The organism is Pantoea phyllosphaerae, from assembly GCF_051025595.1.
GTDB lineage: Bacteria > Pseudomonadota > Gammaproteobacteria > Enterobacterales > Enterobacteriaceae > Pantoea.
Window position 1 is genome coordinate 147506 of the sequence record NZ_JBPFDE010000007.1, and the last position, 23068, is coordinate 170573.

The 23068-nt window shown below is 58.9% G+C and carries 19 protein-coding genes; 12 read left to right on the forward strand and 7 right to left on the reverse strand.

Annotation, left to right across the window (positions count from 1 at the left end; translation table 11 throughout):
- Positions 1-46: 46 nt before the first annotated feature.
- Positions 47-1381, reverse strand: a complete 1335-nt coding sequence (locus ACR6A7_RS11590) for an MFS transporter (RefSeq protein WP_434124992.1) — start codon at positions 1379-1381, stop codon at positions 47-49.
- Positions 1382-1700: 319 nt separating this feature from the next.
- Between ACR6A7_RS11590 and ACR6A7_RS11595 the strand changes: the two genes are divergently transcribed.
- A complete protein-coding gene (locus ACR6A7_RS11595; protein ID WP_434124993.1) occupies positions 1701-2621 on the forward strand; it encodes a LysR substrate-binding domain-containing protein in 921 nt (306 codons plus the stop codon).
- On the opposite strand, the gene smrA is transcribed toward ACR6A7_RS11595, so the two are convergent.
- Positions 2618-3184 (reverse strand): DNA endonuclease SmrA, encoded by a 567-nt coding sequence (gene smrA, locus ACR6A7_RS11600; RefSeq protein ID WP_434125074.1) that lies wholly within the window; start codon positions 3182-3184, stop codon positions 2618-2620. The two genes, ACR6A7_RS11595 and smrA, sit on opposite strands and share 4 nt — an antisense overlap.
- Before the next feature lie 318 nt (positions 3185-3502).
- Here smrA and fnr point away from each other — a divergent pair, with 318 nt between their 5' ends.
- Positions 3503-4255, forward strand: coding sequence for a fumarate/nitrate reduction transcriptional regulator Fnr (fnr, locus tag ACR6A7_RS11605; RefSeq protein ID WP_434124994.1), 753 nt, complete (start codon positions 3503-3505; stop codon positions 4253-4255).
- A gap of 174 nt (positions 4256-4429) precedes the next feature.
- Complete coding sequence (gene uspE, locus ACR6A7_RS11610) at positions 4430-5392, forward strand: universal stress protein UspE (RefSeq protein WP_434124995.1); 963 nt, start codon at positions 4430-4432, stop codon at positions 5390-5392.
- A gap of 209 nt (positions 5393-5601) precedes the next feature.
- Here uspE and pntB read toward each other — a convergent pair whose 3' ends face one another.
- Complete coding sequence (gene pntB, locus ACR6A7_RS11615; RefSeq protein ID WP_434124996.1) at positions 5602-6990, reverse strand: Re/Si-specific NAD(P)(+) transhydrogenase subunit beta; 1389 nt, start codon at positions 6988-6990, stop codon at positions 5602-5604.
- A 3-nt stretch (positions 6991-6993) separates the two neighbouring features.
- A complete protein-coding gene (gene pntA / locus ACR6A7_RS11620; RefSeq protein ID WP_434124997.1) occupies positions 6994-8526 on the reverse strand; it encodes a Re/Si-specific NAD(P)(+) transhydrogenase subunit alpha in 1533 nt (510 codons plus the stop codon).
- 535 nt (positions 8527-9061) lie between these two features.
- Here pntA and ydgH point away from each other — a divergent pair.
- Together ydgH and ACR6A7_RS11630 are read left to right on the forward strand one after the other, a co-directional pair.
- Positions 9062-10015 carry a DUF1471 family protein YdgH gene (ydgH, locus tag ACR6A7_RS11625; RefSeq protein WP_434124998.1) on the forward strand — a complete coding sequence of 318 codons (954 nt, stop codon included), beginning with the start codon at positions 9062-9064 and terminating at the stop codon, positions 10013-10015.
- A gap of 203 nt (positions 10016-10218) precedes the next feature.
- Complete coding sequence (locus ACR6A7_RS11630) at positions 10219-11610, forward strand: basic amino acid/polyamine antiporter (protein ID WP_434124999.1); 1392 nt, start codon at positions 10219-10221, stop codon at positions 11608-11610.
- Here ACR6A7_RS11630 and ACR6A7_RS11635 read toward each other — a convergent pair.
- Positions 11607-12023 carry a hypothetical protein gene (locus ACR6A7_RS11635; protein WP_434125000.1) on the reverse strand — a complete coding sequence of 139 codons (417 nt, stop codon included), beginning with the start codon at positions 12021-12023 and terminating at the stop codon, positions 11607-11609. The genes ACR6A7_RS11630 and ACR6A7_RS11635 overlap by 4 nt on opposite strands.
- A 175-nt stretch (positions 12024-12198) precedes the next feature.
- On the opposite strand from ACR6A7_RS11635, the gene rstA reads away from it, so the two are divergent.
- The 6 genes from rstA to ACR6A7_RS11660 all read left to right on the forward strand — a co-directional run bounded on the left by rstA (position 12199) and on the right by ACR6A7_RS11660 (position 17439).
- Positions 12199-12927, forward strand: a complete 729-nt coding sequence (rstA, locus tag ACR6A7_RS11640) for a two-component system response regulator RstA (RefSeq protein ID WP_434125001.1) — start codon at positions 12199-12201, stop codon at positions 12925-12927.
- Positions 12924-14225 carry a two-component system sensor histidine kinase RstB gene (gene rstB / locus ACR6A7_RS11645; RefSeq protein ID WP_434125002.1) on the forward strand — a complete coding sequence of 434 codons (1302 nt, stop codon included), beginning with the start codon at positions 12924-12926 and terminating at the stop codon, positions 14223-14225. The genes rstA and rstB overlap by 4 nt, the downstream gene beginning before the upstream one ends.
- A gap of 20 nt (positions 14226-14245) precedes the next feature.
- A complete protein-coding gene (locus ACR6A7_RS11650; RefSeq protein WP_434125003.1) occupies positions 14246-15733 on the forward strand; it encodes a carboxypeptidase M32 in 1488 nt (495 codons plus the stop codon).
- 155 nt (positions 15734-15888) lie between these two features.
- Entirely contained in the window at positions 15889-16344 is a 456-nt protein-coding gene (gene asr / locus ACR6A7_RS11655; RefSeq protein ID WP_434125075.1) for an acid resistance repetitive basic protein Asr, read from the forward strand.
- An 87-nt stretch (positions 16345-16431) separates the two neighbouring features.
- Positions 16432-16512 carry a small membrane protein YdgU gene (gene ydgU, locus ACR6A7_RS21135; protein ID WP_455430548.1) on the forward strand — a complete coding sequence of 27 codons (81 nt, stop codon included), beginning with the start codon at positions 16432-16434 and terminating at the stop codon, positions 16510-16512.
- 117 nt (positions 16513-16629) lie between these two features.
- Positions 16630-17439 (forward strand): trypsin-like serine peptidase, encoded by an 810-nt coding sequence (locus ACR6A7_RS11660; RefSeq protein WP_434125004.1) that lies wholly within the window; start codon positions 16630-16632, stop codon positions 17437-17439.
- A 66-nt stretch (positions 17440-17505) separates the two neighbouring features.
- Here the strand turns inward: ACR6A7_RS11660 and ACR6A7_RS11665 are convergent, their stop codons facing one another.
- Both ACR6A7_RS11665 and hrpA read right to left on the reverse strand, forming a co-directional pair.
- Positions 17506-18081 carry an Ail/Lom family outer membrane beta-barrel protein gene (locus ACR6A7_RS11665; protein WP_434125005.1) on the reverse strand — a complete coding sequence of 192 codons (576 nt, stop codon included), beginning with the start codon at positions 18079-18081 and terminating at the stop codon, positions 17506-17508.
- Positions 18082-18287: 206 nt separating this feature from the next.
- On the reverse strand, positions 18288-22190 hold the full coding sequence (gene hrpA, locus ACR6A7_RS11670) for an ATP-dependent RNA helicase HrpA (protein WP_434125006.1): 3903 nt from the start codon (positions 22188-22190) through the stop codon (positions 18288-18290).
- A gap of 255 nt (positions 22191-22445) precedes the next feature.
- Between hrpA and ACR6A7_RS11675 the strand changes: the two genes are divergently transcribed.
- The gene (locus ACR6A7_RS11675; RefSeq protein ID WP_434125007.1) at positions 22446-23045 is read left to right on the forward strand and encodes an FMN-dependent NADH-azoreductase; all 600 of its coding nucleotides are present in this window, start codon (positions 22446-22448) and stop codon (positions 23043-23045) included.
- Positions 23046-23068 lie beyond the last annotated feature (23 nt).

Consider the following 23068-nt stretch of genomic DNA (forward strand, 5'->3'; position numbering starts at 1 on the left):
AGATTGCTGCTACTGTAGAGCAACGCGCTGTCGGCAGGCGAAAAAGTTACGGATTTGTGATCGGCTTAAAGCCGAAGCGGTTTTTCATCACCAGCATCAATGTGGTCAGCAGCGCAGGGATCGCCAGCAGCATGAAGATCAGGCTGAATGACCAGCCAAGGGAGAGCATCTCCGCGCCGATAAAGGCGCTGAGGATGGCGCCGACGCGTCCGACGCCGTGCATCCAGCTGGAGCCCGTCGCGCGTGCATGGGTAGGATAATAGCTGGCCGACAGGGCGTTCATGCCGGTATTGGCTCCGTTAAAGCAGAAGCCGCTCAGGAAAGCGATGCCGCTCATCATCCCGACTTCCGCCGGAGAGAAGCCTAGGGCAACGATCGCCACCCCGCCGCAGAAGTAGATTGCCGCCAGCGCCAGCGTGGCGTTGAAGCGGTCCATCAGCCAGCCCGCGAACAGCGAGCCCAGAGTACCGCCCGCCTGATACATCGCGGTGACAATGGCCGCGTCGGTGACCGACATGCCCAGCGTATTAATCAGCGACGGCAGCCAGCTGCCGATCAGGTAGACCAGGAACAGCCCCATAAAATAGCCGCCCCACAGCATCAGGCTGCCGAACAGATAACGACGCGACACCACGGTAGCGATTGCGCCCTGCGTCGGCAGCGTCGGCTCCTGAGAGTGAAAGGCGCTGTCGGGCCGCGTGGCGCCTGGCAGCATTCGCTCAAGAATGGCGTGAATGCGCGTTGCCGGCGCGCGGCGGCCGATCAGAAAGCGCACCGACTCCGGCAGGCCGCGTACCAGAAACGGCAGCACCGCCATCGGCAGAATGCCGCCCAGCAGCATCACGGCATGCCAGTCATAGCGCGGCAGCAGCCAGGAGGCGGCGAAACCGCCGCTGGCGGCGCCGAAGGTAAAGCCGCAGAACACCACGGTGATAAGAAAGGCGCGACGGCGCTCTGGCGCATACTCCGCCACCAGCGTGCCGACGTTGGGCATCGCTGCGCCCAGCCCCAGACCGGTTAAGAAGCGAAACAGCATCATCTGCTCGATGTTGTTCGCCAGCGCGGTGGCGAGCGTCCAGAGCCCGAAGAAAAAGACGCTGAGAATAATCATCATGCGTCGACCGTAGCGATCGGCCAGCGGTCCCGCCAGCATCGCGCCAAGCGCCAGCCCGACCAGCGCCGCGCTGATCACCACCCCAAGCTGATGGTTGGTCACGCCCCAGCCCGCCTTCAGCGCTGGCGCGATAAAGCCCATTAGCGCGATATCCATGCCGTCAAGGGCAACCACGATAAAGCAGAGCGCGATAAGACGCTTTTGCCAGCGGCTGAGCGCTGACTGATTAATTAACTGGCGAACGTCCACGGCTTCGACGCTGGTCACTGCGAACTCCTCACTGCGCTCACCCTGAGGCATCAGTTTTGGTAAAAAAAACGGCGGTTATGATAGCCCATCGTTAACGATAAGACGCCTGCTTTTTATGTGATATTGAGAATTATTCAGCATTAAAGCGCTAACGCGTTGAATTTATACAGGCGGGTTTAACACACTTCGCTGGACCTGCACGCCAGTCAGCTAATTTTTTCGCTTTATCAAGCACTCGCGTGCAACGCTGTTTTTGTTAATTATATTTTGCAGCAAAGTTAACAAAAATCAGGTTTACTGGTTGCCGACCGGCGATAAAACTCATTAAGTTTGAGAGATGGACAAAAATATCCTTTTCAATCAGCGCATTCGCTTGCGCCATCTTCATACCTTTGTTGCGGTGGCGCAGCAGGGAACCCTGGGCCGGGCGGCGGAAACGCTGAGCCTTAGCCAGCCTGCGCTGTCAAAAACCCTCAATGAGCTTGAGGAGCTAACAGGCGTTCGCCTGTTTGAGCGCGGCCGGCTGGGCGCACAGCTGACCACTATGGGCGAACAGTTTTTAGTCCACGCGGTAAAAGTGCTGGATGCGCTTAACCACGCGGGCCAGAGCGTGAATCTGCCGGTCTCAACGCGTCCGGTGGTGATCCGCCTCGGGGCGCTGACCACCGCAGCCATGGGCATGCTGCCGCAAATTCTCGATCGTTTTCACCAGCAGCAGCCCCATGCAACCGTGCAGGTGGCTACGCTGCATAATAACGTGCTGCTCGCCGGGCTGCGCGCAGGTGAATTCGAGATCGGCATCGGCCGTATGGCGGACAAGGATATGATGGCCGGGCTCACCTACGAGCTGCTTTTTCTTGAGTCGCTCAGGCTGGTGGTGCGACCTGAACATCCGCTTTTAAGTGACAACGTCACTCTTTCCCGGGCAATGCAGTGGCCGGTAGTGATTTCGCCAGAAGGCACAGCGCCGCGCCGCATCGCGCAGCAGATGCTCGATGAACAGGGCTGCACCTTGCCAGGCACCTGCGTTGAAACTTCATCCACCTCGCTGGCGCGGCAGCTGGCGCTGCGCTATGACTACGTCTGGTTCGTGCCGTCAGGGGCGATTAAGGAAGATCTGACGCATAACGCGCTGTGCGCCCTGCCCATCAGCTCATCGGGTCCAGGCGAGCCGGTAGGAATTATTACCCGTACCGGCCATCCTCTGAGCCTCAGCGCTGAAATTTTGATGGCCACCATCCGCAAGGCGCCGGGTTAACGGCTGCGTTTCGCATGGCGCTCGCGGTTGTCCAGCCGCGCCTTTTCGGTTTTACGCAGCCCGACATAGAGCGCACCCGCGCCGCCGTGCTGCGGCTGCGAGCTACAGAACGTCTGGACGTCGTCGAACTGACGCAGCCAGCGCGCCAGATAGCTGCGCACGATATTGGCATGGGATTCATTGTCTCGCCCTTTGCCGTGAATAATGAGTAAATTGCGCAACCCCTCTTTGCGCGCCTGCTGCATAAAGCTGAATACCGCCTGTCGGCAGGTTTCCACCGGCTGACGCAGCAGGTTCAGGCTGGCGTCTATTTTGTATTCCCCTTTGCGCAGCTTATCCAGCACCCCCTGCTGAATGCCATCGGCCTTATACTCCAGCGGCGTCGCAAGGGGAATAATGTCGAGGTAGCCGCGCGTAAGAAAGTTCTCTTGTTCCGCGTCGGCTTCAGGCCGGCGCGGCGCTTTCGTTGAGGGCGATTTCAGCCACAGGGTACTGGCGCTGTCTTTCAATGGAGTGACGTCACCCATGGCATCCCGAAACAGGTCTTCATCGTCCAGGTTCATAGTCATTTCTCACTCCAGGTTATCAGGGACACAGAGATCAACACCGCCTCTGCAAATGCAATAGTAGCAAACGCTAAAAAAGGTGCGCCAGCGCTGAATCGCGCCAGAATAGTGTTGAGTAAATGCGCATCAGGATCAAAAAAGTGGAAACTTTTCTTGCCGAACGGCAAAAATGTGACGCGCAGGGCTTGTTATAGCGCGGTTCCGCGCCGCGTCTGACATCCCTACTCTTTATAAGCCTAAAACTGCTCGGACGAGTTCCCTTCAGCACAAAAAATGTTAAAATTGACCCCAGTCAATAATCGTCGAGCGTACATTATGATCACTGAAAAACGCACCATTCGCCGTATTCAGTCAGGTGGCTGTGCCATCCACTGTCAGGACTGCAGCATTAGTCAGCTGTGCATTCCGTTCACCCTGAACGAACATGAGCTGGATCAGCTCGACAATATTATCGAGCGCAAAAAACCGATTCAAAAAGGCCAGACGCTGTTTAAAGCGGGCGACGATTTGAGATCGCTCTACGCTATCCGCTCCGGCACCATCAAAAGCTATACCATCACCGAACAGGGCGACGAGCAGATTACCGGCTTCCACCTGGCGGGCGATCTGGTGGGCTTCGACGCCATTATGAGCGGCAGCCACCCGAGCTTCGCGCAGGCGCTGGAAACGGCGATGGTCTGCGAGATCCCATTCGAAACGCTGGACGATCTGTCAGGTAAAATGCCGGCTCTGCGCCAGCAGATGATGCGTCTGATGAGCGGCGAAATCAAAGGCGACCAGGATATGATCCTGCTGCTGTCGAAGAAAAACGCCGAAGAGAGGCTGGCCGCGTTTATCTGGAACCTTTCCCGCCGTTTCGGCCAGCGCGGCTTCTCCCAGCGTGAGTTCCGCTTGACGATGACGCGCGGCGACATCGGGAATTACCTCGGCCTGACCGTTGAGACCATCAGCCGCCTGCTGGGCCGTTTTCAGAAATCGGGCATGCTGGCGGTAAAAGGCAAATATATCACTATTGAAAACCATGACCTGCTGTCCGAACTGGCCGGTCAGAGCGTTCAGGCTGCTTAATTAATTGGCCGCCTAATGATTAGAGTTGCAGGTATGGGCGCAACACCTCTGCAACTCTGATTTGCACCCGGAATTTGTTAGTTTATTGATCCCACAGCAACTTTTCCGCTTCTTCCCGCCCCTAACTTAGGCTATCTTTAAACCAGTTCGCCTTGGTTTAAGGAGTTATTCCCTATGTCCCGCTACCAAAATATGCTGGTGGCTATCGATCCCCAGCAAGACGATCAGCCGGCGCTGCGTCGCGCGGTTTACCTTAATCAGCGTATCGGCGGCAAAATCAAAGCCTACCTGCCGATTTATGATTTCTCGTATGAGATGACCACGCTGCTCTCTCCTGACGAGCGCGCCTCGATGCGGCAAGGCGTGATCAGCCAGCGCACCGAGTGGATACGTGAGCAGGCGCGCGCCTATCTTGAGGCGGGCGTGGAGATCGAAATTAAGGTGGTCTGGCATAACCGCCCTTATGAGGCGATTATTCAGGAGGTGCTGGCGCACGGGCACGATCTGGTGCTGAAGATGGCGCATCAGCACGACCGTCTGGAGGCGGTGATTTTTACCCCTACCGACTGGCATCTGCTGCGCAAGTGCCCCTGCCCGGTGTGGATGGTAAAAGATCAGCCCTGGCCGGAAGGCGGCAAGGCGGTCGTGGCGGTGAATCTCGCCAGTGAAGAGCCGCACCACGATGAGCTAAACCAGAAGCTGATCCGTGAAACCACGCGGCTGGCGGAGATGGTGAACCATACCGAGGTGCATCTGGTCGGCGCCTACCCCATTACCCCAATCAATATCGCGATTGAACTGCCTGACTTCGATCCCAGCGTGTATAACGACGCGATCCGCGGCCAGCATCTGGTGGCGATGAAGGCGCTGCGTCAGAAGTTCGCTATCCGCGAGGAGTTTACCCACGTCGCTAAAGGGCTGCCTGAAGAGGTAATCCCCGATATTGCCAGCCAGCTCAGCGCCGGGATTGTGGTGCTGGGCACCATCGGCCGCACCGGCCTGTCGGCGGCGTTTCTCGGCAATACGGCGGAACAGGTTATCGACCATCTGCGCTGCGATTTGCTGGCGATCAAGCCTGACGATTTTACTTCGCCGATTACGCTCGATGATGACGACGAAGAGGATGACGACGATTAAAAACAAGGGCGGCCAACAGGCCGCCTTTATCGTGCATATAAACTTAAAACGCGGGTGACATGGACCGAAGAGCAAAGCGTCCCGCGCAAGGGACTGCGCGGGTCGAGCCGCCAGGGATGGTGCTTTTGCGTCTTTGCGATCGGGCCTTGTCACCCGTGTCAGCACATTTATGCATAAACCTAAGGGCGGCCAACTGGCCGCCCTTACCGTTACAGCGCTTTCAATATCCCTTCCACGCTCGCTTTGGCATCGCCGAACAGCATCTGCGTGTTCTCTTTAAAGAACAGCGGATTCTGCACGCCAGCATAGCCGGTATTCATCGAACGCTTAAACACGATGACGTTCTGCGCTTTCCATACTTCCAGCACTGGCATGCCCGCAATCGGGCTGCGCGGATCGTCCTGCGCCGCCGGGTTGACGGTGTCGTTGGCGCCGATGACCAGCACGGTATCGGTGTCGGCGAAGTCGTCGTTAATTTCATCCATCTCCAGCACCACATCGTATGGCACTTTCGCCTCCGCCAGCAGCACGTTCATATGGCCAGGCAGACGTCCCGCAACCGGGTGAATGCCGAAGCGCACCTTGACGCCGCGCGCGCGCAGCTTCTCGGTAATCTCCGCCACCGGGTACTGCGCCTGCGCCACTGCCATGCCGTAGCCTGGGGTGATAATCACCGATGAAGAGTGCTTCAACAGCTCGGCCGTCTCTTCCACGCTAATTTCCCGGTGCTCGCCCGTCTCTTCGCTCTCGCCGCCCGCGCTGGTGTCGGTGCCGAAGCCGCCGGCGATTACGCTGATAAAGGAGCGGTTCATCGCTTTACACATAATGTAAGAGAGGATGGCGCCTGACGACCCCACCAGCGCGCCGGTAACGATCAGCAGGTCATTGCTCAGCATGAAGCCCGCCGCCGCTGCCGCCCAGCCCGAGTAGGAGTTAAGCATCGATACCACTACCGGCATATCGGCGCCGCCGATAGAGGCCACCAGATGCCAGCCAAAGGCGAGCGCGATCACCGTCATCAGCAGCAGCGCGAACACCTGCGCGCCGGTGCTCTCAGTGCGTACAAACCACAGCAGCAGCAGGAAAGAGACCACCAGCGCCAGCAGGTTGAGCTTATGGCGATGCGGCAGCATCAGCGGACGCGACGAAATCTTGCCGCGTAGCTTGCCGAACGCCACCAGCGAGCCGGTAAAGGTCACCGCACCGATAAAGATGCCGAGGAAGACTTCGGTCAGATGAATATTCTCCATCACCGCAGGCAGGCCCGGCCCATGATCGATAAAGCTGTTGAAGCCCACCAGCACCGCGGCCAGGCCAACGAAGCTGTGCAGGATCGCTACCAGCTCCGGCATTTCGGTCATTTCGACCTTCTGCGCCAGACGCACGCCGATAGCGCCACCGATCACCATCGCCAGCAAAATCCAGGCGACGTTGCCGCTGTCGGGACCAAAAATGGTCGCCAGCAGCGCCAGCGCCATCCCGCCGATGCCGAAGAAATTGCCCTGCTTTGAGGTCTCATGCTTCGAGAGCCCCGCCAGGCTGAAAATAAACAGAATCGCGGCAACAATGTATGCTGCAGTTACTAATCCGCCAGACATCGGTTACCCCTTACGAAACATTTTCAGCATGCGCTGGGTGACGGTAAAACCGCCGAAAATATTGATGCTGGCAATCAGCACCGCAATAAATGAGATAAAGGTGACCCAGCCGCCATGCCCCATCTGCAGCACCGCGCCGACCACAATAATGCCGGAGATGGCGTTGGTGACCGACATCAGCGGCGTATGCAGCGCGTGGCTGACGTTCCATACCACGTAGTAGCCCACCACGCAGGCGAGCGCGAACACGGTGAAGTGCGACAGGAACGCCGCCGGTGCAACATTGGCGAGGCAGGCGAACAGCACGATCGCCAGCGCCAGCAGCAGATATTTGCGCCAGGTCGGCGCGGGTTTCGCCGCCTCCTTAACCACCGGCTGCGCGGTCGCAGGCGTGGCTTTTGGCGCGGCGGAGACCTGAATAGGCGGCGCGGGCCAGGTGACCTCGCCGTCGCGGATCACGGTGACGCCGCGTACCACGACATCGTCGAAGTCGATGGCGATTTCGCCGTTCTTCTCTTTACACAGCAGCTTCATCAGGTTCACCAGGTTGGTGCCGTAGAGCTGAGAGGACTGGGTTGGCAGGCGGCTGGGAAGATCGGTATAGCCGATGATCTTCACCCCGTTGTCGCTGACGGTCACGCGATCGGCGACGGTCAGCTCGCAGTTGCCGCCGGTTTGCGCCGCCAGATCGACAATCACGCTGCCCGGCTTCATGCTGGCCACCATCTCGGCAGTGATCAGTTTTGGCGCCGGTTTGCCCGGAATCAACGCCGTAGTGACGATGATGTCGACCTCTTTTGCCTGCGCGGCGAACAGCGCCATCTCCGCCTTAATAAAGGCTTCTGACATCACTTTCGCATAGCCGTCACCGCTGCCCGCTTCCTCTTCAAAATCGAGCTCAAGGAATTCGGCGCCCATGCTCTGCACCTGCTCTTTCACCTCCGGACGGGTATCGAAGGCGCGCACGATGGCGCCGAGGCTGCCCGCCGCGCCAATGGCCGCCAGCCCGGCGACGCCCGCGCCGATCACCATGACTTTCGCCGGCGGCACTTTTCCCGCCGCGGTGATCTGCCCGGTAAAGAACCGGCCAAACTCATGGGCGGCTTCGACAATGGCGCGATAGCCGGCGATATTGGCCATCGAGCTGAGGGCATCCAGCGACTGGGCGCGAGAGATGCGCGGCACGGCATCCATCGCCATCACGGTCACCTGACGCGCCGCCAGCTTCTCCAGCAGCGCCGCGTTCTGCGCGGGCCAGACAAAGCTCACCAGCGTGCTTCCTGCACGGGTCAGCGCGATCTCGTCGTCGTCGGGCGCGTTGACCTTCAGCACGATATCAGACTGCCAGATCTGCTGGCTGTCGCAGAGGGTGGCGCCTGCGGCGGCGAAACTCTCGTCATCAAAACTGGCGCGTTTGCCCGCATCATGCTCGACGGCAACGCTGAAACCCAGTTTGATAAGCTGCTCCACGGTTTTTGGCGTCGCCGCCACGCGCGCCTCGTTGGGCAATCGCTCTTTGGGTATTCCAATTAACATATTTATCCCTTTCATCAATTGATGATGGCCTGTCGACTGCATAACGACGCAGCGCCTGAAACAGAGTTTCAGGCGCTTATGAGCGAAATGCACTTGTATCAAAGTATTTATAACCTACTGAAAATATGAACAGCGATCTACAATCAGAACCTCTGCCAGTGACATTCATGCGATTATTCAGCGTCAAAAGAGAAAAGCCGCGCTATGCGACTGCAAATTGAAAGTTTCGAAATATATTCTGCTAAGCAGAATCGTGTCATAACGAATATCTTATTAATAAAAACCTTTATTTAACAATGCATTAACTGTTTCAGCACTAAGCATTACCACCTTTACTGATAATCAGTACAAAAAATGTGCTTAGCAAATTTGCATGACGCCATGATGAAATTCGCTATCAATTTCCCGTGATTTGTCGCATAAATTGGCTGCGACAGCCTGTTTATAACATGCAATAATCATCGGCTAATCTGTTATACATCAAGAGTCCAGCACGTTTTCGTACTCATTTTGCGTAAGGCGAAGGATCATTTTTATGAAGCTGAAGAACACCATTCTGGCGTCAACCCTGTTATCCCTGCTCGCGGGCAACGCATTCGCCGCGCAGGAACTGACGCCGGAAAAAGCGGCCGAGCTGAAACCATTCGAACGTATTAACATCACCGGCCGCTTTAATGCGATTAACGATGCGGCCGACGCCGTGTCAAAACGCGCGGATGAGCTGGGCGCCGCCTCTTACTACATTCAGGGCATCAACGACAGCAACGGCAACAGCGGCAACTGGCGCGTCACGGCCGACCTCTATAAAGCGGACGCGCCGAAAGCGAACGACACCAAAACCTACCGCGTCATGAACGGCGTGAAAGAGCTGCCGAAAGCGGAAGCCTTCCGTCTGGAGCCGTTTGACACCGTGAGCGTCAGCGGCTTCTTCTCCAGCCAGCCGGACGTTAACGACGCCATCAGTAAAGCGGCGAAAGAGAAAGGCGCCGCCGCGTTCTTTATCGTGCGACAGGTTGACGCCAACAACGGCGGCAACCAGTACGTAACCGCCTACGTCTATAAGGCTGACGCGAAAGAGCGTAAGGTGCAGAGTCCGAACCTGATCCCGGCGAACTCCGAGGCGGGCAAAGCGGCGCTGGCGGCTGGCGGTGAAGCGGCGAAGCGCGTAGAAATTCCAGGCGTCGCCTCATCGGAAACTCCGAGCAGCAGCGTCGGCCGTTTCTTCGAAACCCAGAGCTCAACCGGCCAACGCTACACCGTGAAGCTCGCTAACGGCCAGTCGATCCAGGAGGTGAACGCCATCACCGCCGCCCAGATGCAGCCGTTTGACACCGTGACCTTTACCGGCCATTTCGGCACGCCGACTGAAATCTCGGAAGAAGTGGCGAAACGCGCGGCGGACAAAGGGGCGAAGTTCTACCACGTGACCCGCCAGTGGCAGAATCAGAGCGGCGGCAACCTCACCGTCACCGCCGATCTCTTCAAGTAATTTCCTTCAGGGCGGCGCCTGCCGCCCTGCTGTTTGCATTATCCCTTCACAATTTTGCATAACCACGCATTGCCATCCCTTTTCGCACTCCGTAGAATCTGCGCCCTGCTTTTAGGTGAATCCGTCATGTAAAAGCAAAACAGCACGGTTAAATTCGTCGCTCAGAACATAATCCAGCCACTTATGCTAGCGGGAAGGGTATTTTGGAGAAAAAATTAGGTCTCAGCGCGCTCACCGCGCTGGTGCTCAGCTCAATGCTCGGCGCGGGGGTGTTCAGCTTGCCGCAGAATATGGCGGCGGTAGCAGGTCCGGCCGCCCTGCTGATTGGCTGGCTGATCACCGGCGTCGGCATCCTGTTCCTGGCGCTGGCGATGCTGCTGCTCACCCGGCTGAAGCCGGATCTCGACGGCGGCATCTTTACCTATGCGCGCGCCGGTTTCGGCGAGCTGCTCGGCTTCTGCTCCGCCTGGGGCTACTGGCTCTGTGCGGTGATCGCCAATGTCTCCTATCTGGTTATCGTCTTCTCCGCGCTGAGCTTTTTTACCGACACGCCCGACCGGGTGGTGTTCGGCGACGGCAACACCTGGCAGGCGATGCTGGGGGCGTCGCTGCTGCTGTGGATGGTGCATTTTCTGGTGCTGCGCGGCGTACAGACCGCGGCAGGCATCAATCTGCTGGCGACGCTCGGCAAGCTGGTGCCGCTGCTGCTGTTCGTGGTGCTGGCGGTCGCAGCCTTCAATTACGACCAGTTCCATTTCGACTTTTCCGGCCTGACGCTCGGCGTGCCGCTGTGGGAGCAGGTAAAGCAGACCATGCTGATTACCCTGTGGGTCTTTATCGGCGTGGAAGGTGCGGTGGTGGTTTCCGCCCGCGCGCGGCATAAAAAAGATGTGGGTCGCGCCACGCTGCTGGCGGTGCTGGCGGCGCTGCTGGTCTATCTGCTGGTGACCCTGCTGTCGCTCGGCATCGTGCCGCGCGCCGAACTGGCGCAGATGCGCAACCCGTCAATGGCGGGCCTGATGACGCGCCTGATGGGCCACTGGGGCGATGCGGTGATCGCCGCCGGCCTGATCGTGTCGGTGTGCGGCGCCTATCTGAGCTGGACAATTATGGCGGCGGAAGTGCCGCTGATCGCTGCGCAGCAGGGTGCCTTTCCGCGCAGCATCGCGCGTCAGAATTCGCGCGGCGCCCCTGCCGCCTCGCTCTGGCTGACCAACGGCAGCGTGCAGATTTGCCTGATCCTGATCGCCCTGACCCACGCCGATTACAACACGCTGCTGACCATCGCCTCAGAGATGATCCTGGTGCCCTACCTGCTGGTGGGGCTCTATCTGGTGAAGCTGACGCGTGGCAAAGCGCAGCCGCTGGCGCTGGCAATCGGTCTCGGTGCCAGCCTTTACGGGCTCTGGCTGCTTTACGCCTCAGGGCCGCTGCATCTGCTGCTGTCGGTGGTGCTCTATGCGCCAGGGCTGCTGCTGTTTCTCTTCGCCCGACGCGGCGGACGCGGCGACGTCTCGCTGACCCAGCTGGAGCGCGTGGCTATTGGCTTGTTGATGGCGGCGTCGCTGCCCGCGATGTGGCAGCTGGTGGCTTAGTGCGGCTGGCCGGGGATCGCCACACACAGCAGGTCATCCTGCTGTGTGAGGGTGAGCGGTTTACGGTATTCCTGATGGATCGCCTCCAGCTGCTGCGCAGAGAGCGGATAAGGCAGCTGGATATCAAAACGACTGATGTGCTGCTGTTCGGCCAGGGTAATCAGGCGGGCGATATTGATTTCGTCGCTGACCTGGGTCGAAATGATTTGTAATGCTAATTCTTTCAGATGCTCGTCGCTCGCCTGTAGACTGCGAACCGAGGATTTACGCGTCACCATGCCGAAAATCGGCATCACGCCGTAGATGGCGTCAACGAAACTCCAGCGTTTTTTGCAGGAGGCGGAGAGAAAATCGCTGTAGTTCAGGCAGATGCGGTCACTGTATACGGCTGAAGCCAGCTCTTTATCAGACACCCTCTCTCTCCCTCTGTTTTTCATTATGGTTCAGAACCTTGCTTAAACGCGCTGTTAATGATGGCACATTTTGCCGTGCGGATACCAGTCGCGCAGGGATATTTCGTGCGATGGCATAGTGCTCACGGCCGGGAAAAGCTATGCTGCTCGCCAGGCTTATTTGTCGCAGTGGATTATGAATAAAATCGTTTTTGTTGAAGACGAACCGGAAGTGGGTTCACTGATTGCGGCCTATCTTGGCCGCCACGATATCGAGGTGATCGTCGAGACGCGCGGCGACCGCGCCGAAGCGGTGATTGCGGCTGAACAGCCGGAGCTCGTGATGCTGGATATCATGCTGCCGGGCAAAGACGGCATGACCCTGTGCCGCGATCTGCGCAGCCAGTGGCAGGGCCCGATTGTGCTGCTCACCTCGCTCGACAGCGACATGAACCATATTCTGGCGCTGGAGATGGGCGCGCAGGACTACATCCTGAAAACCACCCCGCCTGCGGTGCTGCTGGCGCGGCTGCGGCTGCATCTGCGCCAGGCGCAGCTCGGCCAGGGCGAGGATGCGCCCGCGCCTGCTTCGGCGCAAAAACAGAAGCTGTTGCGCTTCGGCTCGCTCACCATCGACGCGCTGAATCGCGAAGTCACGCTGTTTAGCGAACAGATTGTGCTCTCCACCGCCGATTTCGATCTGCTGTGGGAGCTGGCCACGCACGCCGGACAGATCCTGAATCGCGACGCGCTGCTGAAAACCCTGCGCGGCGTCAGCTATGACGGACTGGATCGCAGCATCGACGTGGCGATTTCCCGCCTGCGCAAAAAGCTGCACGACAGCGCTACCGAGCCTTTCCGCATCAAAACTATCCGCAATAAAGGCTACCTGTTTGCGCCGCAGGCATGGGATACCCAGGCATGAGAAAGCTGTTTATCCAGTTCTATCTGCTGCTCTTCGTCTGCTTTCTGGTGATGGCGCTGCTGGTAGGTCTGGTCTACAAATTTACCGCCGAGCGCGCTGGCAGGCAGTCGATGAATGACCTGATGGCGAGTTCGCTCTATCTGATCCGCAGCGAGCTGCGCGAAATCCCGCCGCGCGACTGGAACAGAACCATTAAAAGCCTCGATCTCGGCCTGTCGTTCGACCTGCATATTGAGCCGATGAGCAAATATCAGCTCGACGAGCCCGATATGCGTCGGCTGCGCGCCGGGGAGATCGTCGCGCTGGACGATCAGTACACCTTTTTGCAGCATATTCCGCGCAGCCATTATGTGCTCTCCGTCGGCCCGATCCCCTACCTCTTCTATCTGCATCAGATGCGGCTGCTGGATATCGCGCTGCTGGTGTTTATCGGCATGTCACTGGCGCTGCCGGTGTTTATCTGGATGCGGCCGCACTGGAAAGAGATGCAGCGCCTGGAGATTGCGGCGCAGCGCTTTGGCCGCGGCGAGCTGGATGTGCGCACCCATTTCGACAACACCTCCAGCCTGTTCCGCCTCGGGGTCGCCTTTAACCAGATGGCGGAAAACATCAATACGCTGGTGGCGAGCAAAAAGCAGCTTATCGACGGCATCGCCCACGAGCTGCGCACGCCGCTGGTGCGCCTGCGCTACCGGCTGGAGATGAGCGATAACCTCACCGCGGGCGAGTCCGCCGCCATCAGCCGCGATATCGGTCAGCTGGAGAGCCTGATTGAGGAGCTGCTGACCTATGCGCGGCTCGACCGCCCGCGCGTCGATCTCAACCTGACCTCGTTCGATCTGGCGAACTGGCTGCGCGAACATATCAACGATGTGCGCGCCCTTAATCCACACACGCAGATCGATCTCGACCTGCCGCAGCGCGAAAATCACGGCGTCTCCGACACCCGCCTGATGGAGCGCGTGCTGGACAATCTCATTAACAACGCGCTGCGCTATGCCGATCATCGGCTGCGCGTCAGCCTGTGGTTTGACGGCGCGCTTGGCTGCCTGCAGGTGGAAGATGACGGCCCCGGTATCCCGGCCGAGGAGCGCGAGCGCGTCTTCGAACCTTTTGTTCGCCTCGATCCAAGCCGCGACCGCGCTACTGGCGGCTGTGGTCTGGGACTCGCTATCGTTCACTCTATCGCGCAGGCGCTCGGCGGCCGCGTCAGCATCGAAGGCAGCCCGCTCGGCGGCGCCAGCGTTCGCTTTTGCTGGCCGGTTGATCTTCCTTTGCGTGACCTTTCGGCGCGATAAACCTTCACAAGGAGTTTCTGTTGACTACTGCTTATCAACAACTTAGTGCGACTTTCCAGCGACTCTCCCGCTTCGGCCACCTGATGGCAGTGGCAGGCTGGGACATGCAAACCATGATGCCGACCGGCGGCAGCCAGGCGCGCGGCGAAGCGCTGGCGGAAATGGGCGTGCTGCGCCATGAAATCCTGACCGATCCCCGCGTCGGCGAATGGATTCAGGAAGCTGAGCAGGCTGACCTGAACGACGTCGAGCGCGCCAACCTGCGCGAGATGCAGCGCGCCTGGCAGCAGGCATCGCTGCTGCCCGCCTCGCTGGTGGAGGCGAAATCGCTGGCCGGCTCGCGCTGCGAGCACGCCTGGCGCGAACAGCGTCCGGCGAACGACTGGCAGGGCTTTGCCGCCAACCTGAAAGAGGTGGTACGCCTGAGCCGCGAAGAGGCGCGGCTGCGCGCGGAGGCGAACAACACCTCGCGCTACGACGCCCTGCTCGATCTCTACGAGCCTGGCATGACCGGCGCGAAGCTGGACGCCACCTTCGGCGAACTGAAAAGCTGGCTGCCCGATTTGCTGCAGCGCGTGGTGGAAAAGCAGGCGCAGGAGCCTGTCCAGCAGCCGCAGGGCCCGTTCGCCGTTGCCGCGCAGCGCGAGTTGGGCCTGAGCGTAATGACCACCCTGGGCTTCGATTTCTGCCACGGGCGTCTCGACGTCAGCGCCCATCCTTTCTGCGGCGGCGTGCCGGAAGATGTGCGCATCACCACGCGCTACAATCAGGAGGAGTTTCTCAGCGCGCTGATGGGCGTTATCCATGAGACCGGCCATGCGCGTTACGAGCAGGGCCTGCCGCAGCAGTGGCGCGACCAGCCGGTAGGTCTGGCGCGTTCGACCGCCATCCATGAGTCGCAAAGCCTGTTTATGGAGATGCAGCTGGGGCGCAGCCGCGCCTTCCTGCAGCGCATTCTGCCGCAGGTGTGCGACAAGCTGGGCGCGCAGCCAGCGCTGCAGCCGGAAAACTTCGTGCGTCTGACGCAGCGCGTCAAACCTGGCTTTATCCGCGTCGACGCCGATGAGCTGAGCTATCCGGCGCACGTGATTTTACGCTTCGAGATTGAGCGCGCGCTGATTGAAGGCGACATCGAGGTCGAGGATATTCCGGCGCTGTGGGATGAGAAGATGATGCAGGCTTTGGGGCTGGATACCCGCGGCAACTACCGCGACGGCTGCATGCAGGATATTCACTGGACCGACGGCGCCTTCGGCTACTTCCCAACCTATACGCTGGGCGCCATGTATGCGGCGCAGCTGTTCCAGGCGGTGAAGAAAGCGCTACCCGATTTAGAAGAACGCCTGCAGCATGGCGAACTCCAGCCGGTATTCGACTGGCTGCAGCAGAACATCTGGCAGCACGGCAGCCGTTTCCCCACCGAGCAGCTGCTGATCAACGCCACCGGTGAAGCGCTGAACCCGCGCTTTTTCCGCCAGCATCTTGAACAACGCTACCTGAATCGTTAATCTGTGCGGCCTTCGCGGCCGCCCTTTTCCCGCTTTGTACAATCGGTTACACGCCGATACCAAACACCCACGGAAACGCCTCCTCGTTTTTTTTATAGTCTTTTCACCGGCCCCGCAGTGGGCTACACATGAAAAAAATGTTCGAGGAATTTGCAATGAAAAAATTGTTTGCACTGGTCATCGCCGCTGCTATGGGTCTCTCTTCTGTTGCTTTCGCTGCTGACACCACCGCTGCGCCGGCTGCTGCCCCTACTGCGACTACCACTACCGCTGCACCGGCTAAAACCACGCACAAAGTCGCTCACAAGAAACACAAAGCCGCTCAGAAAGCGCAGGCTGCTAAAAAGCACCACAAAAAAGCAATGAAAAAAGAGGCAGCGCAGAAAGCGCAGGCCGCTAAAAAGCACCACAAAAAAGCCGCTAAGCCAGAAGCTGCACAGAAAGCGCAGGCTGCGAAAAAACACCACAAAGTAGCTAAGAAAGCCGCTGCACCGCAGAAAGCGCAGGCTGCGAAAAAACACCACAAAGTCGCTAAGAAAGCTGCTGCACCGCAGAAAGCGCAGGCTGCTAAAAAGCACCACAAAGTCGCTAAGAAAGCCGCTGCTAAATAATTAAGGTCGCGCACCCTGCGCCTTAAGACGCGTTGACTAATAAAAACACCCGGTTCTGCCGGGTGTTTCGTTACTGGAGTTGCGGAAATGGTGCGTCGCTATCGTTTTGAAATTATCCTGCTGGTGATGATCCTGTGCGGCGTCATCGCGGCCTTCTTTTTTATTTAGTCGTTGTAGCGTGCTGATTATTCCAATAAATCTCCCTTTTTTACCGCTCACCGACTATAGTTATTACGCAAGCGTAATGACAATAACTTCTTTTTAAATCTCGCCATTGAGAGACCTATGCGCCTGGCTATTTTGCTGTTGACTGGATTGTTCTGTTTCACCACTCTGGCCCACGCCGATGATGATGACGATGCGCCGAATCCCGATGAGATCAAAATGCTTTTCTTTGGCAAAGATCACCGTAAGGCGATTAGCGATGTCACGGCCGCGCCCTGGGACGCCATCGGCCAGCTGGAAACCGAGAGCGGCAACCTCTGCACCGCCACGCTGATCTCTGCCCATCTGGCGCTGACGGCGGGACACTGCCTGCTGACGCCGCCGGGCAAATTCGACAAGCCGGTGGCGCTGCGTTTTATGGCGAGCGACAGCGGCTGGCGCTATGAAATCCACGATATCGACGCGCGCGTCGAGCCGTCGCTGGCGCGCAAGCTCAAAGCAGACGGCGAAGGCTGGATCGTCCCCAGTGATGCGGCGCCGTACGACTACGGCCTGGTGATCCTGCGCAATCCCCCTTCCGCCATTAACCCGATTCCGCTGTTCGACGGGTCGCGCAGCGATCTGACCGCCGCCCTTAAAGCGGCGGGCCGCAAGGTGACGCAGGCGGGCTATCCCGAGGATCACCTGGACTCGCTCTACTCTCACAGCGACTGCCTGATTACCGGCTGGGCGCAGCGCGCCGTGCTGTCGCACCAGTGCGATACGCTGCCGGGCGACAGCGGTTCGCCGCTGCTGCTGAAAAACGAAAACGGCTGGCAGCTGATTGCGGTGCAGAGCTCGGCGCCGGCGGCCAAAGATCGCTACCTGGCCGACAACCGCGCCATCGCGGTGACCTCGTTCCGCGACAGGCTGGAAGCGCTGGCGCAGTAAAACAGAGTGAACAGAAAAGGCGCGCTGGGGTTGCCAGTCGCGCCTTTTTATTGCTGAACGCCAGCGTCAGAAGGTGTAGCCCAGGTTAAGGACAAAGCCGTCAATCGACATCTCTTTATCGGCTACATCGAGACGCGATCCCTCATAGCCAATATCGATCGCCAGATTCTCTACGGGATTAATCTGCACGCCTGCGCCGTACATCAGCGACGTTTTCTTCTCGCTGAGAGAGCTGTCGCCCATATAAACGTAACGCCCTTCGTAGTTATACCAGCTTTCACGATAGTCGACTTTATTGTAATTAAGACCGAGCAACCCATAGACGCTGATATATTGATTGAAGCGCCACGCGGGGCCGACCGATAACGAATAATATTTTACCTTCGCATCGCCGTCGAATATATCCATCGAGCCGGTAAAAGGGGTATAGCTGCCGCTGCCGCTCATATAGGTCAGCGAGCCAATCAGGCTCAGCGGCGAATCCCACTCATAGCGGTACTTAAGGTTAATCCCGCGGATATTTTTAAAATCCTGCACTTTACTTTGCGCATAGCCAAGCGTCACCGTCTGTTGATCGGCATTCGCGTTGGCATATATTCCCAGAGCAGCCACAATGAGGCTGACTAAAACAGACTTTTTCATATTTATCTTCCTTAATTAACGGTAGCTATCCGGCGCGTGCCTCACGCCAGCCGTGATTTTATCTAAAAATTGAGGCGACGGTCGAAAGCAGCGCGATAATTTGCGTCTGTTTTAAGCACGGGTGTAAATAATTTTTTAGCGCAGGCGATAGCGGGACGAAAAAAAGCCGCAGCGTTTTCGGCTGCGGCCTGCGAGAGCGTCAGCGATTACGCCGCGAACTGCTCCATCGTTTGCAGGATGCGCTTGTCGGAGACGGGATAAGGCGTGCCGAGCTGCTGGGCGAAGTAGCTGATGCGCAGCTCCTCAATCATCCAGCGGATGTCGCGTACCTCTTCATCATCCTGACGCTGCGGCGGCAGCTTATTGCGCCACGCCTGCCACGCCTGCTCAACCGCCTGCACCTTCAGCATGCGCGCGCGATCGCTGTGCGGATCGGCCGGTAATTTTTCCAGCCGACGCTCAATCCCGTGCAGATAGCGCAGCGTATCGCCCAGGCGCTTCCAGCCGTTGCCGGTAACGAAGCCGCGATAGACCAGGCCGCTCATCTGCGCCTTAATGTCCGACAGCGCCAGCGCCATGGTCATATCGACGCGCCCTTTCAGCCGCTTGTTGATGTTGAACACGGCGGTAAGGATCTGCTCAACCTGTCTGGCGATCTCCACCACCGTCTCGTTCAGCCCGGCGCGTACCTTCTCGTGCAATTGCTCGAAGTTTTGCTGCTGCCAGGCCGGGCCACCCGCTTCCGCCATCAGCTTGTCGACGCCGCAGGCGATACAGTCGTCGATCAGATCCAGTACCTTGCCGTAGGGGTTGAAGTAGAGCCCCAGCTTGGCTTTGTTCGGCAGCTTTTCGTGCAGGTATTTTATCGGCGAAGGAATATTGAGCAGCAGCAGGCGACGCTGGCCGCGCCACATCATTTTCTGCTGCTCCTGTTCGCTGTCGAACAGGCGGATTGCCACGCTCTCTTTCTCGTCGACCAGCGCTGGCCAGGCTTTGACCTGATAGCCGCCGCGCTTCTGCTCGTAGCTGCGCGGCAGATCGCCGAAGCTCCAGATATGCAGGCCGTTCTGCTCCAGGCCGTCATCCGCCACCTTTGACAGCGTCTCCTGCACTTTTTCTTTCAGTTCGGCTTTCAGCGCGCTGAGATCTTTGCCCTCTTTCAGCTTGCGGTTATGTTCGTCCACGACGCGAAACGTCATTTTCAGGTGATCGGGCACCTGTTCCCACTGCCAGTTTTCCCGCTCCAGCGTCACGCCGGTCATGCGGCGGAACTCTTTCGCCAGCGCGTCGAGCAGCGGCAGCGACATGGCGGTAACGCGCCCTAAAAAGGCATCGGCATAGTTGGGCGCGGGCACCAGATTGCGGCGCAGCGGCTTCGGCAGCGACTTAATCAGCGCGATAATCAGCTCGCGGCGCACGCCGGGGATCTGCCACTCGAAGCCCTGGTCCTCGACCTGATTAAGCAGCGGCAGCGGAATATGCACCGTGACGCCGTCGGCGTCCGCGCCCGGCTCAAACTGATAGCTGAGCTTCAGCTTGAGGTTGCCCTGATGCCAGAAGTTGGGGTAGTCGAGCTGGCTGACCTTGTCCGCGCCCTCTTTAATCAGCATCTGTTTGTCGAAGCTAAGCAGATCGGGAGTATCGCGGCTCGCCAGCTTCCACCAGCTGTCGAAATGCTTCGCCGATATCACCTGCTGGCCGACGCGCTGGTCATAAAAGTTAAACAGGGTGTCGTCATCCACCAGGATGTCGCGGCGGCGGGATTTATGCTCAAGATCTTCGACTTCGCTGCGCAGCTTCTGGTTATTGCGGAAGAAGGCGTGGCGCGTCTGCCAGTCGCCCTCCACCAGCGCGTGGCGGATAAACAGCTCGCGGCTCAGCGTCGGGTCGATGCTGCCGTAGTTGACCTTGCGCGCGGCGACGATCGGCAGGCCGTACAGCGTGACCTTCTCCTGCGCCATCACCGCGCCCTGACCTTTTTCCCAGTGTGGCTCGCTGTAGCTGCGTTTAATCAGGTGCTGCGCCAGCGGCTCGATCCATTCGGGGTCGATACGCGCCGCGATGCGCCCCCACAGGCGGCTGGTTTCCACCAGCTCCGCCACCATGGTCCATTTGGGTGGCTTTTTAAACAGCCCGGAGCCGGGGAAGATGGCGAAGCGGGCGTTGCGCGCGCCGGTAAACTCCTGCTTTTCGGCGTCTTTGATGCCGATATGTGACAGCAGGCCGGTGAGCAGCGCGCAGTGCACCTCGCGAAAGCCGGCCGGCTCGCTGTTGACCGGGATCCCTAGCTCGCGAACCACTTGGCGCAGCTGAGTATAGATATCCTGCCATTCGCGCACGCGCAGATAGTTAAGAAAATCCCCTTTGCACTGGCGGCGAAACTGGTTGCCCGACAGCGCCTTCTGCTGCTCGCCCAGGTAGTTCCACAGGTTGACGAAGGCGAGAAAGTCGGACTCTTTGTCGGCGAAGCGGCGATGTTTCTCATCGGCGGCCTGCTGTTTCTCGACCGGACGCTCGCGCGGATCCTGAATCGACAGCGCCGAAGCGATAATCATCACTTCGCGCACGCAGCCAAAGCGCTGCGCCTCTAGCACCATACGTGCCAGGCGGGGATCGACCGGCAGCTGCGCCAGCTGGCGGCCTGAGCCGGTGAGCTTGTAGTGGCCGGTCTCGCTGTTGAGCGTGAGCGCCCCCAGCTCCTCCAGCAGGCGCACGCCATCCTGGATATTGCGCTTGTCGGGCGCTTCGACGAAAGGAAAGGCGCCGATATCGCCCAGCCCCAGCGCCGTCATCTGCAGGATCACCGACGCCAGGTTGGTGCGCAGGATCTCCGGGTCGGTAAAGGCCGGGCGGCTGAGGAAGTCATCTTCCGAATAGAGACGGATACAGATGCCATCGGAGACGCGGCCGCAGCGCCCTTTGCGCTGGTTGGCCGAGGCCTGTGAGATAGGCTCGATCGGCAGACGCTGTACCTTGGTGCGATAGCTGTAGCGACTGATGCGCGCGGTGCCGGGATCGATCACATATTTAATGCCGGGCACGGTCAGCGAGGTTTCCGCCACGTTGGTCGCCAGCACGATGCGGCGCCCGCTGTGCGACTGGAACACCCGGTTCTGCTCGGCGTTCGAGAGGCGCGCGTAGAGCGGCAAAATTTCGGTATGCGGCAGATCGCGCTTCGCCAGCGCGTCGGCGGTGTCGCGAATTTCGCGCTCGCCGCTCATAAAGATAAGAATATCGCCGCGCCCTTCGTCGCCCAGCTCGTCGACCGCGTCGAAAATCGCCTGCAGCTGATCGCGCTCGCTGTCGTCCGCCTCTTCGACCACCGGCCGGTAGCGCACTTCCACCGGGAAGGTACGGCCCGACACCTCAATCACCGGCGCGTTGTGGAAGTGGCGCGAAAAGCGCTGCGGATCGATGGTCGCCGAGGTGATGATGATTTTCAGATCGGGACGGCGCGGCAGCAGCTCGCGCAGGTAGCCGAGCAGGAAATCGATATTCAGGCTGCGCTCGTGCGCCTCATCGATAATGATGGTGTCATATTGCAGCAGCAGGCGGTCCTGCTGGATTTCCGCCAGCAGAATACCGTCGGTCATCAGCTTCACCTGGGTGGTGTCGCTGACCTGATCGTTAAAGCGCACTTTATAGCCGATGCAGCCGCCGAGCGAGGTTTCAAGCTCCTCGGCGATGCGGTTGGCGACGGTGCGCGCCGCCAGGCGACGCGGCTGCGTATGGCCAATCAGCCCTTTAACGCCGCGTCCCAGCGCCAGACAGATTTTCGGCAGCTGGGTGGTTTTACCCGAACCAGTTTCACCGGCGACAATCACCACCTGGTGGTCGCGTATCGCCTCGGCAATCTGCTGCTGCTTCTGGCTGACCGGCAGGGTGTCGGGAAAGGTTATTTTCGGCGTTGCGGCGGCACGGGCGGCGACGCGCTGCTCCGCCGCCGCGATCTCCTGGCTAATTTCTTCGGCGACGGCCTGCAGCGCCGCTGGGTTAGCCACTTTACCGGCGCCGCGCAGACGGCGCTGCAGGCGCTGGCGGTCGCGCAGCATAAGATTGTCGAGCCGCGGCCACAGCGGCGCAAGAGGAGAGGAAACCGGTGATGACATAGTAATGGAGTACCTTCTCAGACGGAGCCGCTGCCCGTCGCAGCGTCCGATAGCCGGGTTAACCGACTGATTCTAAAAATTGTATTGGATAAAGCGTAACACATTTTATCACGACCGGCTCTGCCTTCCATGCCAGGCTTATTCAAGAAATTCGAACATAGCTCTCGAAATATTGCGCTTTTACCGCGTCGCTAATGACCGTAGAGTGTAACCCATTGAGCGGGAAGCCTTCCGCGTAACAAACAGGAAACAGCAATGAGCAAAGTATTGGTTCTTAAATCCAGCATCCTCGCTGGTTACTCACAGTCAAGCCAGCTGGCCGATTTCTACGTTGAAGAAGCGAAGGCCAAAGGCGATCAGGTTACCGTTCGCGACCTGGCTGCGGATCCGATTCCGGTGCTGGATGGCGAACTGGTTGGCGCGCTGCGTCCGTCAGACGCGCCGCTCTCTCCGCGTCAGCAGGAAGCGCTGGATCTCTCCAATGCGCTGATCGACGAGCTGCAGGCGCACGACGTGATTGTGATCGCCGCGCCAATGTACAACTTCAACATCCCGACCCAGCTGAAAAACTATTTTGACCTGGTTGCTCGCGCTGGCGTGACCTTCCGCTACACCGAAGCGGGTCCGGAAGGCCTGGTGAAAGGCAAGCGCGCGGTGATCCTCTCCAGCCGCGGCGGCATTCACAAAGATACCCCGAGCGATCTGCTGACGCCGTACGTTAAGCTCTTCCTGGGCTTTATCGGCATCACCGACGTTGAGTTCGTCTTCGCCGAAGGCATCGCTTACGGTCCGGAAGTGGCCACCAAAGCCACCGACAGCGCGAAAAACGCCATCAAACAGATTGTTTCTGCCTAATCATTATTATTATTCGCTCTGTG